Here is a 13,093-nt window from a genome sequence, read left to right as displayed (position 1 = left end):
TCACAATGAATTAATAAGCGCGCCGCGCGATGGATGAGGAACGCAAGGTGAGGACGGGTGCTCCCTCCAAGAGGCAGGGCTCGCGGTCGGTCCTGCTGGGCGACTACAACGAACGCGTGATCCTGTCGACGCTGCGCCGGCTTGGCCCCGCATCGAAGGCCGATCTCGCCCGCCGCGTGGGCCTCACCAGCAACGCCGCAGGCGTCATCGTCCGCAAGCTCGAGGACAGCGGCCTCGTGCGCACCGTCGGCAAGCGCTACGGAGGGCGCGGCCAGCCGGCCACCATCCTGGAGCTGGATCCCGAGGGCGCCTATTCGGTGGGCGTTCGGATCGACCGCGATCTCGTAGAGACCGTGCTGGTGGATTTCCGGGGCGCCATCCTGCATCGCGCCCGGCTGGACGCCTTGCCCGAGCCCGCCGCGGCGATCGCGGCCGTCAGCGACAGCGTCAGGCGGTTCCGCAGGGCGCTGGGTCCGAGCCGCCGGTCCCGCATCGCCGGGATCGGGCTCGCGACCCCCTACAATCTCGGCAGCTGGCTCGCCGAACTGGACCTGCCGGGCGCCACCCTCGCCGCCTGGGACGGCTTCGACGCGAAGTCCGCGCTGGCCGCCGCGACGGGGCTGCCGGTGCTGCTGGAGAACGACGGCAGCGCCGCGGCGGTCGGCGAGATGATCTACGGCCACGGCCGGGAGCATGACGACTTCCTGTATCTCTTCGTCGGGCCCGCCATCGGCGGCGGCGTCGTGCTGGGCGGCAACTCCCTGAGCGGGCGCCACGCCAACGCCGGCGACGTGGCCGTGATGCCGGTGGGACCCTCCGGGCTGGCCTCAGGGCCCCCTGCCCCCAAGGGACACCTGCCCCTGATGGCCCGCGCGTCCCTGGCCGCCCTCTCCCGGCATCTGCGCTCGCGCGGGGCGGACCTCACGAGCCGGAACGTGGCGGAGGCGGCCGCCGCCGATCCCGAGGGCTTCGCGGAATGGCGCCGCGACGCCGCGGACGCCTTGGCGCGCCCGGTCCTGACGAGCGTCCACCTCCTCGACATCGACCATGTGGTCGTCGCGGGCGACCTTGCGCCCGTGCTGCTGGACAGCCTGATCGCGCAGCTCCAGGAGGCGCTCGCCGCCGCCGTCGCCGAATCCCGCCGCCCTCCGACGGTCCTGGCCGGGGCCATCGGCCACGACGCCGGCGCGATCGGCGCGGCGAGCCTGCCGCTGCATGTCAGCTTCAGCCCCCTCACGGGCGTGCTGACCGGCGACGAGCCCCGGATCGCGACCGAAGGGTCGCGGACCCTGATGGAGGTGGCGTGATGGCCGCGTACCCGGCCCCGACGCAGGCCGCCCCCGTCCTCGAGATGCGCGGCATCTCCAAGACGTTCCCGGGGGTGCGGGCGCTGCACGACGTGTCGCTCGAGGTCCATGCCGGCGAGATCCACGCCCTCATGGGCGAGAACGGCGCGGGCAAGTCGACTCTGATGAAGATCCTGTCCGGCGCCTATCAGGCGGACCCCGGCGGGACCATCCTGATCGACGGAAGGCCGGTCACGATCGCCGGCCCGCTGGACGGGCGCCGGCTGGGCGTCGCGATCATCTACCAGGAGCTGGCGCTCGCGCCCAATCTCAGCGTCGCCGAGAACATGCTGCTCGGCCGCGAGCCCGCGAGGGCCGGCTTCGTCGACCGCGCCGCCATGGCGGCCGAGTGCCGCCCGGTGCTGGAGCGCCTCGGCGTGGAGTTCGGCCCGTCGGCGCTGGTCTCGGGCCTGTCCATGGCGGAACGCCAGCAGGTGGAGATCGCCCGCGCGGCGCACGCGCGGGCCCGCATCCTGGTGATGGACGAGCCCACGACGTCGCTGTCCTCCCGGGAGACGGAGGCGCTCTTCGCCCTGGTCCGGCAGCTGCGCGCCGAGGGGATGGCGATCATCTATATCAGCCACCGCATGAACGAGGTCTATGAGCTCGCCGACCGCGTCAGCGTGCTGCGCGACGGCGGCCATGTGGGCGCGCTCACCCGCGCCGAGCTGTCGGCCGACGCCCTGGTGCGCATGATGGTCGGGCGCGACCTGTCCTCCTTCTACAAGAAGGAGCACGACGCCCATGCGAGCCGCGGGCCCGTCCTCCTGTCGGTGCGCGACCTGGCCGACGGCCGTCGCGTGCGGGGCTGCTCGTTCGACCTCCACCAGGGCGAAGTGCTCGGGATCGCCGGCCTCGTCGGCGCCGGGCGCACCGAACTGGCCCGCCTGATCTATGGCGCGGATCGGCCCGTGGCCGGGACCATCGAGCTGGACGGGCGCCCCTTCGCGCCGCAAGGGCCCGGCGAGGCGATCGAGGCGGGGCTGGTCTACCTCACCGAGGACCGCAAGCATCTCGGGCTCTTCCTCGACATGAGCGTGCGCGAGAACATCAATCTGGGCGTCATCGGCCGCGACAGCCGATGGGCCGGCTTCCTCGACCGGGCGAAAGCCCGCCTGCGGTCCAGCGCGGCCGTCAGGGCGCTCGGCGTCAGGGCGCCGACCGACCTCTTGCCCGTGGGGGCGCTCTCGGGAGGCAACCAGCAGAAGGTGCTGCTCGCGCGCCTGTTGGAGACCAAGCCCAAGGTGCTGATCCTCGACGAGCCGACGCGCGGCGTCGACATCGGCGCCAAGTCGGAGATCTACCGGCTCATCGACGACCTCGCCCGCTCGGGCGTGGGCGTCGTGGTGATCTCCAGCGAGCTGCCGGAGATCGTCGGCGTCTGCGACCGCGTGCTCGTCATGCGCGAGGGCGCGATAGCCGGCGAAGTGGGCGGCGCGACCGGCCGGGCGATCACCCAGGAGAACATCGGCGCCATCGCCACCGGCGCAGCTGCGGAGCTCGCCGCATGACCCGGTCCGCGCCACGCTCCCCGACCATGAGGTTCACCCCATGACCGCCAGCCTCGACATCGCGTCGCAGGAGACCCGCCGGCGCCTCGCCGTGAAGTCGGCCGTGCAGGCGCTCGGCATGCTGCCCGTGCTGGTGCTGATCGCGATCCTGTTCCAGCTGCTGTCCGGCTGGGCCGAGTCCGGCTCCCTCACGGAGGCCTGGTCCGCCGGCCGGTTCATGAGCTGGCAGAACATCTCGATCGTCGCCCAGCAGGCCGCGATCAACACCGTGCTGGCCGCCGGGATGACCTTCGTGATCCTGACGGGCGGCATCGACCTCTCGGTCGGCTCGATCCTGGCGGCGGCCGCCATGGCGGCGGTCATCGCCTCCAAGATCCCCGGCTGGGGCTGGATCGGCGTGCCGGTCGCCATCCTGGCGGGCCTCGCGCTCGGCCTGCTCAACGGCGCCCTGGTGGCCTTCGCCAACCTGCCGCCCTTCATCGTGACGCTGGGCTCGCTCACCGCGGTGCGCGGCTTCGCCCGTCTGCTCGGCGAGGACAAGACCGTCTTCAACCCGCAGCTGCCCTTCGCCTTCATCGGCAACGGCTCGGTGCTGGGCGTGCCCTGGCTGGTCGTCATCGCCTTCGCGGTCGTGCTCGTCTCCTGGCTCGTCCTGCGGCGGACCGTGCTGGGCGTCCACATCTATGCGGTCGGCGGCAACCCCGACGCGGCGCGCCTCTCCGGCGTCAAGGTCTGGGGCGTGCTGCTCTTCGTCTACGGCGCCTCGGGGGCGCTGGCCGGGCTCGGCGGCGCCATGTCGGCGGCGCGCCTCTACGCGGCCAACGGCCTGCAGCTCGGCCAGTCCTACGAGCTCGACGCCATTGCGGCCGTCATTCTGGGCGGCACCAGCTTCGTCGGCGGCATCGGGTCCATCTGGGGCACGCTCATCGGCGCGCTGATCATCGCGGTATTGTCGAACGGCCTCATTCTCGTCGGCGTGTCCGACATCTGGCAATTCATCATCAAGGGTTTCGTCATCATCGGGGCGGTGGCGCTGGATCGCTACCGCCTGAAGGGTTCCGTGCGCACCTGAACGGGTCCGCGGTCACCGCCCCAGCCCTTTCTCGGTCGGGCCGGCGGGAACAATCAGACCGGAGGACGTGGAGGAAAGACTCATGAAGATCGCATTGCTGGCGGCCGCCGCCGCCGTCGCCCTTTCGGCCGGCGCCGCCTCGGCCAAGGACCTGAAGTCCATCGGAGTCTCGCTGGGCTCGCTCGGCAACCCGTTCTTCGTCGCCCTGTCGAAGGGCGCCGAGGACCAGGCCAAGAAGATCAACCCGAACGTCAAGGTCACGACCGTCGGCTTCGACTACGACCTCGGCAAGCAATTCACCCAGATCGACAATTTCATCGCCGCCGGCGTCGACATGATCCTGCTGAACCCCGGCGACGCCAACGCGCTCGAGCCGGCGATCAAGAAGGCGCAGGCCGCCGGCGTGCTGGTCGTGGCGGTGGACACCGCCGCCAAGGGCGCGGACCTCACCGTCACCACCAACAACGTCCAGGCGGGCGAGGTCGCGTGCCAGTACATCGTCGACAAGCTCGGCGGCAAGGGCGACGTCGTCATCCAGAACGGCCCGCAGGTCTCCGCCGTGGTCGACCGCGTGAACGGCTGCAAGGCCGTCTTCAAGAAGGCGCCCGGCATCAAGATCCTGTCCGACGACCAGGACGCCAAGGGGTCGCGCGAAGGCGGCCTCGCCGTCATGCAGGGCCACCTCACCCGCTTCCCGAAGATCGACGCCGTCTTCGCCATCAACGATCCGCAGGCGATCGGCTCGGACCTCGCCGCCAAGCAGCTGAACCGGACCGGCATCGTCATCACCTCCGTCGACGGCGCGCCCGACATCGAGGCGGCGCTCAAGGACGCCGGCAGCCCGCAGATCCAGGCCTCCGCCAGCCAGGACCCCTACGCGATGGCGCAGCTCGCGGTGCGGCTCGGCGCGGACGCCATGAACGGCAAGAAGCCGGCCCAGACCGTGACCCTGATGGAGTCCAAGCTCGTCACCCGCGACAATGTGAAGGACTACAAGGGCTGGTCGTCCCCGCGCTGAGCTGGGACCTTTCACCGCACGCCAGGCCGGGGCTTCCGTTCGCAGGACGGAAGCCCCGCCGCTTTTTGGGCCGGTCGTCTTCGCACCGTGTAATCCTTCTAAAGTAAAACTGCCCACGCGGCGGATCAGATCCGAGTAACGCGCTACTTTAGAACTCCTATAATCTTATCGGACCTGTGTTGACACTTGCTCCAGGCCGTTTAAGAGAGCGCTCAAGCTTGCTTGCAGGCTCCGGCTCAACACTCTTCCAGGTGGATCATGAATTCTGTCGCGTTCCGGTTCATGGCGGCTCTGGCCGTCACGGCGACTTCGGCGCTGGCCGTCTCGGCCCTCGGTTTCGGGGGCGCTCCGGCGCGGGCCGAAGGCGCCGGCATCGTGGTCTACAACGCCCAGCATGAGAGCCTGACGCAGGCCTGGGCCGACGCCTTCACCAAGGAGACGGGCGTCAAGGTCACGCTGCGCAACGGCGGCGACACGCAGCTCGGCAACCAGCTCGTCCAGGAAGGGGCCAACTCCCCGGCCGACGTCTTCCTGACCGAGAACTCGCCCGCCATGGCGCTGGTGGACGGCGCCGGGCTGTTCGCGCCCGTCGCCGCCGACGCCGCCGCCCAGGTGCCCGAGGCGTTCAAGCCCTCGCATGGCCGCTGGATCGGCATCGCCGCCCGCTCGACGGTGTTCGTCTACGACACGCGCAAGCTCTCGGCCGACAAGCTCCCGAAGTCGGTCATGGACCTCGCCGATCCGGCCTGGAAGGGGCGCTGGGCCGCCTCCCCGTCCGGCGCCGATTTCCAGGCGATCGTCAGCGCCGTCGTCGAGCTGAAGGGCGAGGAAGCCGCCGGCGAGTGGCTGAAGGGCATGAAGCAGAACGCCAAGGCCTATCGCGGCAACAGCGCCGCCATGAAGGGCGTCAACGCCGGCGAGGTCGATGGCGCGGTGATCTACCACTACTACTACTACGGCGATCAGGCGAAGACCGGCGAGAACAGCGGCAATGTCGGCGTGCACTATTTCCGCAACCAGGACCCGGGCGCCTTCGTGTCGATCTCCGGCGCCGGCGTGCTGGCCTCGAGCAAGCGCCAGTCCGAAGCCCAGGCCTTCGTGAAATGGATCGCCGGCAAGGGCGGCCAGGAGATCCTGCGCACCGGAAACTCCTATGAATACGCGGTGGGCAAGGGCGAGGCGTCGAACGCCAAGCTGGTCCCGCTCGCCGACCTGCAGGCCCCGAAGGTCGATCCCGCCCGGCTCAACAGCCGCAAGGTGACGGAGATGATGACGGCCGCGGGTCTGCTATAAGGACCGCGCCGCGGCGTCCATGGAGACGGCCGCGGCGCCCGAGAGGTCGCGTTCCCCACACCGATGTCACACGCCTTCGTCCCCCTCGACATGAGCGCCGGCCAGCGACCTCCATCGCTCGGCCGGCTCAGCCATGGCGGCCGCGCCCCGGTCGTCGCCGCCGCCGTGCTGGTGGCGCTCCTGTCGCTGCTGCCCTTCGGCTTCGTGGCCCTGATCGCCGTGCAGACCGGCTGGACGGACGCCGTCGCCCTCGTGCTGCGCCCGCGCGTGGGGGAGTTGCTGGTCAACACCGTCCTGCTCGAACTGTGCACCTTGCCGCCCGCCATCGCGCTGGCCGTGGCGACCGCCTGGCTGACCGAGCGAACGGACCTGCGCTTCGCCCCGGTCTGGTCATGGCTGGCGGTCGCGCCCCTCGCGGTGCCGGCCTTCGTGCAGAGCTACGCCTGGACGACCCTCGCCCCCGGCATGAGCGGCCTCTGGGCGGCCACGCTCGTCTCCGTGCTCGCCTATTCGCCTTTCCTCTACCTGCCCGTCGCGGCGCAGCTGCGGCGGCTGGATCCGGCGCTCGAGGACGCGGCCGCCTCGCTGGGGCTCGACCCCTGGCGCGTGTTCTTCCAGGTGGTGCTGCCGCAGCTGCGCCTCGGCGTCTGCGGCGGCTCGCTGCTCGTCGCTCTGCACCTCTTGGCCGAATACGGCCTCTATGCGCTGGTGCGCTACGACACCTTCACGACCGCCATCATGGACCAGTTCCAGTCCGCCTATAACGCGCCCGCCGCCAACATGATGGGCGGCGTGCTGGTGCTGTGCTGCATGGGGCTCCTGTGGCTGGAGTCGCGCATCCGCGGCGACGAGCGCTACGCCCGGCTGGGGCCCGGCGCGGCGCGGGTCGCCCATCGCAAGCCGCTGGGGCCGTGGGCGATCCCGAGCATGGCGGGGCTGGCGCTGGCCGCCGCGCTCAGCCTGGGCGTGCCCTCCTGGATCATCGCCCGATGGCTCGCCATCGGCGGCGCCGAGGTCTGGGGCCCGGCGGTGGCCTCCGCCCTGGGCGAGACGCTGCTGCTGTCGCTGGCCGGCGCGGTCGTGACGACGCTGGCGGCCGCCCCCATGGCGTGGCTGTCGGTGCGCGCGCCCGGGCGGGTCCAGCGCATGCTCGAGGCCTGCCACTATTATGTGGGCTCGCTCCCCGGCGTGGTGGTCGGCCTGGCGCTCGTGGCCGTGACGGTGCGGGTCGCCCTGCCGCTCTACCAGACGGTGGCGACGCTGCTGATCGCCTATGCGCTGCTGTTCCTGCCGCGCGCCATGGCGGGGCTGCGGCCGAGCCTCGCGCAGGCTCCGGTGGAGCTGGAGCGGGCCGCCATGGCGCTCGGCCGCACGCCCTTCCAGGCGGTCTGCGCCATCACGCTTCGCCTCGCCGCCCCCGGCGCGGCCGCCAGCATCGCGCTGGTGACGCTGGGCGCGGCCACCGAGCTGACCGCGACCCTGATGCTGGCGCCGAGCGGGACCCGCACGCTGGCGACGGCGTTCTGGTCCCTCACCGGCGAGATCGACTACGCCGCCGCCGCGCCCTATGCGGCCGCGATGGTGGTGGCCTCGCTGCCCCTCACCCTGGTGCTGCACGCCCAGTCCCGACGGATCTCCGGCCGATGAGCGACCTGCGGATCAGGGGCGTGTCCAAGCGCTTCGGCCATGTGACGGCCGTGGGCGGCGTCGACCTCGACGTGCCGGCGGGCAGCCGCACGGCCGTCGTGGGCGCATCGGGCTCGGGCAAGTCGACGCTGCTGCGCCTGGTCGCCGGGTTCGAGGCGCCGGACGCCGGGGTCATCGCCTTCGGCGACGAGGTGCTGGCCAAGGGCCCGCGCATCATCCCCGCCCACAAGCGGGGCATCGGCATCGTGTCGCAGGACGGCGCGCTCTTCCCGCATCTCGACGTGGCCGAGAACATCAGCTTCGGCCTCGACAAGGGGGCGGACAAGGAGGCCAGCGTCGCCGCCCTGCTCGAAGCGGTGGAGCTCGAGCAGCGCCTCGCCACGCGCCGGCCGCACGAGCTCTCGGGCGGGCAGCAGCAGCGCGTGGCCCTCGCCCGGGCGCTGGCCCGGCGGCCCCGGCTGATGCTCCTCGACGAACCCTTCTCGGCGCTCGACGCCAGCCTGCGCCAGAGCGTGCGCGAGGTGGTGGCCCATGCGCTGCAGAGCGCCGGCGTCGCCAGCATCCTGGTCACGCATGACCAGGCGGAGGCGTTGTCCTTCGCCGACCAGGTCGCGGTCATCCGCGACGGCCTCTTCGCCCAGGTCGGCCCGCCGCGCGACCTCTATCTGCGCCCCCTCACCAAGGAGACGGCCGTGTTTCTCGGCCGGGCCATCCTCATCCTGGCTTATGCGGGCCCAGGCTACGTGGACTGCGCGCTCGGGCGCATCCCGGCCGCCACGCGCGGCAAGGTCGGGCCGGTCGAGGTGATGCTGCGGCCCGAGCAAGTGATGGTGCACGCCAGCCCCTCGCTGGAGTCCACCTCGCCCGTCGGACGCGACGGGCGCGCCGTGCCGGGCGTGGTGACCGACTCCCGCTTCGAGGGCGCCGACTGCGCCGTCACCGTCTCGGTCGGCGACGGCGCGATGAGCCTCGCGCTGAAGCTGCCGAGCTTCGGCGCCCCGGAGGTGGGCACCGTCGTGCACCTGATCGTGGGCGGGGAAGCTCACGTTTTCTAGGTTGCGGCCTGACCGAAGTCAGCGCCCTCGTCACGTCTGCGTCATCCCGGTTTGCGCTTTCGACATTCGGCGCGCCGGGGCGTGGCTCCTGGCCGAAATCCTGCTTAGAAGGCTTCGGGGCGTTCCGGGTGCGCATGTCGATGCACGCAACGGGAGCATGGAATGAGCATCATCACGACGCAGGACGGCGCGCAGATCTTCTACAAGGATTTCGGCCAGGGACAGCCGATCGTGTTCCATCATGGGTGGCCGCTCAGCGCGGACGACTGGGACGCCCAGATGCTGTTCTTCCTCGGCCAGGGCTTCAGGGTGATCGCCCATGACCGGCGGGGACACGGCCGCTCGACGGAGACCGCCGACGGCAACGACATGGATGCGTACGCCGCCGACGTGGCGGCGCTGGCCGCCCATCTCGACCTGCGCGACGCCATCCATGTGGGGCATTCGACGGGCGGCGGCGAGGTGGCGCGCTACGTCGCCAGGCACGGGGCGGGCCGCGTCGCCAAGGCCGTCCTGATCGGCGCCGTGCCGCCCGTCATGGTGAAGTCCGACGCCAATCCGGGCGGCACGCCGCTCGAGGTCTTCGACGGCTTCCGCGCCCAGGTGGCCCTCAACCGGGCGCAGTTCTACCGGGAGGTGCCGATCCCGTTCTACGGCTTCAATCGCGACGGCGCGACGGTCTCGCAGGGGATCATGGACAACTGGTGGCGCCAGGGCATGATGGGCGGCGCGAAGGCGCAGTACGACTGCATCAAGGCCTTCTCGGAGACCGACTTCACCGACGACCTCAAGCGCATCGAGGTCCCTGCCCTGGTGATGCACGGAGACGACGACCAGATCGTCCCGATCGCCGATTCCGCCATGCTGTCGTCCAAGCTGCTGAAGAACGGAACCCTGAAGGTCTACAAGGGCCAGCCGCACGGCATGTGCACGACGCAGCCTGCGATGATCAACGCCGACCTCCTGGCGTTCTTCCGCTCCTGACGGCGTTGCGGCGGGCGTCGCGCCCGGTAGTCTGGGCGCGATGCAACCGGAGAATTCCGCCTCATGACATGGTCCATCGTCGCCCGCGATCCGCGGACCGGCGCCTATGGCGTCGCGGTCACGACCTGCGCCTTCGCGGTCGGCGCACGCGTGCCCTATGGCTGCGGCCGCGTCGGCGCGATCGCCACCCAGTCCTTCGTCAACCCGTTCTTCGGCGTGGACGGGCTGCAGCTCCTCAAGGAGGGCCGCAGCGCGGCCGAGACTCTCGCGATCCTGGTCGCGGCGGACCCCGGCGCGTCGAACCGGCAGGCCCATGTCGTCGACCGCGACGGCGAGACGGCCGTCTTCACCGGGGCCGACTGCGTCGACTGGCGCGGCTCGCTGAGCGCGACCGGCGTCTCGGTCGCCGGCAACATGCTGGCCGGTCCGCAGGTCGTGGCCGACACGCTGCAGAGCTACCAGGAGAACGGCGCCCTCGATTTCGACGAGCGCCTCCTGCGCGCCCTGGAGGCTGGCCAGGAGGCGGGCGGAGACAAGCGCGGCAAGCAGTCCGCCGCGCTCAGGATCTGGACCACCGAGGTCTACCCCGCGATGGACATCCGCGTGGACGACGACCCCGAGCCGCTGGCCGAGCTGCGGCGCCTCTGGCGCATGGCGCATCAGCGCTATGTGCCGTTCCAGGCGGCCGGCCCCACCCGCGCCCGACCCGGCGGCGTCCTGGACCGGGCCGAGCTCGACGCGTCCTGCGCCGCCTATACGCTGGAATGGAACCGCCGCCACCCGGAATAGGCGGCGGCGGGAGAGGACGCGTCGCCCGGACGCCTAGATGGTGCGGGCCTTCATCTGTTCGGCGATGTGGTTGGCCTGCCGGATCGCCAGCGCCACGATGGTGAGCGTCGGGTTCTCCGCGCCCCCGGTCGTGAACTGGCTGCCGTCGGAGACGAACAGGTTCTTCACGTCGTGGGCCTGGCCGAACTTGTTGACGACGCCGTCGCGCGGCTTCTCGCTCATCCGGTTGGTGCCGAGATTGTGCGTCGACGGATAGGGCACGGTCGGGAAGGTGCGGGTCGCTCCGACCGCCTCATACAGCTTGGAGCCCTGCCCGTAGCCATGGTTGCGCATCGCGACGTCGTTGGGATGATCGTCGAAATGCACGTCCGCGACGGGCATGCCGTATTTGTCCTTTACGGCGCTGAGCGTGATCCGGTTGGTCTCCTGCGGCATGTCCTCGCCGACAAGCCACATGCCGGCCATGTTGGAGTAGCCGTCGAGCGCGCTGGTGAACTCGCGTCCCCAGGCGCCGGGGTCCAGGAAGGCGGCCATAAAAGGCAGCCCGAGCGAGAGCGTCTCCATCTCGTAGCCGCCGACGAAGCCGCGGCTCGGATCATGGCGCGCCTCGTCCTGGATGATGCCCGCCATGGTGGTGCCCCGGTACATGTGCACCGGCTTGTCGAACACCGCATAGACCGACCCGGTCATGTGCCGCATGTAATTGCGGCCCACTTGGCCGGAGGAGTTGGCGAGGCCGTCCGGGAACTTGGAGCTCGCCGAGTTCAGTAGGATGCGCGGGCTCTCGATGGAGTTGCCGGCGACCGCGACGATGCGGGCTTTCTGGCGCTGCTCCTTGCCGTCCTTGTCGGCGTAGATCACGCCGGTCACCTTGCCGGACGCGTCGTGCTCGATGCGCATGACGTGGCTCTGCGGCCGGACCTCGAGCTTGCCGGTGGCCTCGCCCTTGGGGATCTCGGTGTAGAGCGTCGACCATTTCGCGCCCCATTTGCAGCCCTGGAAGCAGAAGCCGGTCTGCTGGCATGAGTTGCGGTCGTCGCGCTGCGTCGAATTGATGGCCATGCGGCCCGTGTGACACTCCTTGTAGCCGAGCTTGTCGGCTCCGGCCTTGAGGATCTTGAAGTTGTTGTTGCCCGGCAGGCCGGGCCGACCGCCGGTGCGGGTCACGCCCATCTTCTCCTCGGCGGCCGCGTAGAAGGGCTCCATCTCGGCCAGCGTGATGGGCCAGTCGAGGAGGTTCGCGCCCGGCACCCTGCCATAGGTGCTCAGTCCCCTGAACTCGTGCTCCTGGAAGCGCAGCGAGGCGCCCGCCCAGTGCGTGGTGGAGCCGCCCACCGCCTTGACGATCCAGGCCGGCAGGTTGGGGAAGTTCTTCGCCACCCTCCAGGATCCGGAGGTGGTGCGGGCGTCGGTCCAGGCGAGCTGGGAGAAGCTGGCCCACTCGTCGTTCAGGAAGGAATCGTATTCGTGCCGGGCTCCCGCCTCCAGGATCACGACGTTGACGCCCTTTTGGGCGAGTTCGTTGCCGAGCGTGCCGCCGCCCGCGCCCGAACCGATGATGACGACGACGCTGTCGTCGTTGTTGTCGAATTTCGCAGCCATGGTCTCGTCCCTCTCCTCGTCCGGTCTCGTCCGCGTTCGCGATGCGCCGCCTGGCTACAGCCAGTCGATGTCGTCGAAACCGCGCGCGATGTAGCCGCCCTTGGAGTAGGACTCGCCCTCATAGCCGAAGATCGGCCAGATCTCCGGCTGGTTGTAGAGGGAGACGACGAGCCCCGACCGGACCGTCTCGAACATCGGCGAGGCGCTGATGGCGCGCAGCAACGCGACGCGCTGCGCCTCCCAGCCGACGCCCGAATAGCCGCCCGGTCCGGCGGCCGCGTTCAGCCCCGCGACGCCCGTCTCGATCATCGCCTTGAAGGCCGGGTCCTTGCCGGCCTTCTCGTCATAGGCCTTCACCGCGATGGCGTAGAACCGGTCCGGCACCTTGTCGTGCGGGTAGATGTCGCGCGCCATGAGGATCAGGGTCTTCATGGTGGCGGGCTGCAGGCTCTTCACCTCCATCGCCCAGGCTTCCGCCGAGTTGAGCAGCGCGCCGGCCGAGGTGATCGTCACGGCCGCCGCGAACGCGACCTCCGACGAGCGCCGGAGGAAGTTGCGCCGGCTGAGCGGTCCGCCCGGCCCCTGTGAAGGTCCGCGCCAGCGGTCCTCGTGCTCGTGTGCGTGATGATGGCCTTCGTGCATGGTGTCTCCTCCAGGGATCGGCGCCTTCGGCGCTCGTTGGCGAAGCGGGGGGGGGGGGCCCGCCCGGCCCGCCCCGTCGCGGCCCAGCATCTTAATCAACCACAACAACTAGTACACCCGCGCGTGGAAGCACA

The 13,093-nt window shown here is 70.4% G+C and carries 11 protein-coding genes; 9 read left to right on the top strand and 2 right to left on the bottom strand.

What is annotated here, in order from left to right:
* Nucleotides 1-47: 47 nt before the first annotated feature.
* The 9 genes from ACYVO7_RS18740 (at nt 48) to ACYVO7_RS18700 (ending at nt 10,715) form a co-directional block, all read left to right on the top strand.
* Nucleotides 48-1,307, top strand: a complete 1,260-nt coding sequence (locus ACYVO7_RS18740; RefSeq protein ID WP_460451338.1) for an ROK family transcriptional regulator — start codon at nt 48-50, stop codon at nt 1,305-1,307.
* Nucleotides 1,307-2,857 carry a sugar ABC transporter ATP-binding protein gene (locus tag ACYVO7_RS18735; RefSeq protein WP_460451337.1) on the top strand — a complete coding sequence of 517 codons (1,551 nt, stop codon included), beginning with the start codon at nt 1,307-1,309 and terminating at the stop codon, nt 2,855-2,857. The genes ACYVO7_RS18740 and ACYVO7_RS18735 overlap by 1 nt, the downstream gene beginning before the upstream one ends.
* Nucleotides 2,858-2,897: 40 nt before the next feature.
* Nucleotides 2,898-3,929 carry an ABC transporter permease subunit gene (locus ACYVO7_RS18730; RefSeq protein ID WP_460451336.1) on the top strand — a complete coding sequence of 344 codons (1,032 nt, stop codon included), beginning with the start codon at nt 2,898-2,900 and terminating at the stop codon, nt 3,927-3,929.
* Between the two features lie 82 nt (nt 3,930-4,011).
* Nucleotides 4,012-4,947 carry an ABC transporter substrate-binding protein gene (locus tag ACYVO7_RS18725; protein WP_460451335.1) on the top strand — a complete coding sequence of 312 codons (936 nt, stop codon included), beginning with the start codon at nt 4,012-4,014 and terminating at the stop codon, nt 4,945-4,947.
* A 258-nt stretch (nt 4,948-5,205) separates the two neighbouring features.
* Entirely contained in the window at nt 5,206-6,240 is a 1,035-nt protein-coding gene (locus ACYVO7_RS18720; protein ID WP_460451334.1) for an iron ABC transporter substrate-binding protein, read from the top strand.
* 63 nt (nt 6,241-6,303) lie between these two features.
* A complete protein-coding gene (locus ACYVO7_RS18715; RefSeq protein ID WP_460451333.1) occupies nt 6,304-7,887 on the top strand; it encodes an ABC transporter permease in 1,584 nt (527 codons plus the stop codon).
* The gene (locus tag ACYVO7_RS18710; protein ID WP_460451332.1) at nt 7,884-8,942 is read left to right on the top strand and encodes an ABC transporter ATP-binding protein; all 1,059 of its coding nucleotides are present in this window, start codon (nt 7,884-7,886) and stop codon (nt 8,940-8,942) included. Before ACYVO7_RS18715 ends, ACYVO7_RS18710 begins: the two co-directional genes overlap by 4 nt.
* Nucleotides 8,943-9,104: 162 nt before the next feature.
* Nucleotides 9,105-9,926: an alpha/beta fold hydrolase gene (locus tag ACYVO7_RS18705; RefSeq protein ID WP_460451331.1), complete on the top strand. Its 822-nt coding sequence runs from the start codon at nt 9,105-9,107 to the stop codon at nt 9,924-9,926.
* Nucleotides 9,927-9,989: 63 nt separating this feature from the next.
* The gene (locus ACYVO7_RS18700) at nt 9,990-10,715 is read left to right on the top strand and encodes a DUF1028 domain-containing protein (protein ID WP_460451330.1); all 726 of its coding nucleotides are present in this window, start codon (nt 9,990-9,992) and stop codon (nt 10,713-10,715) included.
* Between the two features lie 33 nt (nt 10,716-10,748).
* Here the strand turns inward: ACYVO7_RS18700 and ACYVO7_RS18695 are convergent, their stop codons facing one another.
* Both ACYVO7_RS18695 and ACYVO7_RS18690 read right to left on the bottom strand, forming a co-directional pair.
* On the bottom strand, nt 10,749-12,317 hold the full coding sequence (locus ACYVO7_RS18695; RefSeq protein WP_460451329.1) for a GMC family oxidoreductase: 1,569 nt from the start codon (nt 12,315-12,317) through the stop codon (nt 10,749-10,751).
* Nucleotides 12,318-12,371: 54 nt separating this feature from the next.
* The gene (locus ACYVO7_RS18690; RefSeq protein ID WP_460451328.1) at nt 12,372-12,959 is read right to left on the bottom strand and encodes a gluconate 2-dehydrogenase subunit 3 family protein; all 588 of its coding nucleotides are present in this window, start codon (nt 12,957-12,959) and stop codon (nt 12,372-12,374) included.
* Nucleotides 12,960-13,093: the final 134 nt, after the last annotated feature.

The organism is Alsobacter sp. SYSU BS001988 (assembly GCF_054796215.1).
Note: the sequence above shows the minus strand (reverse complement) of the source record. Positions and strands in the feature narration are given on the sequence as shown.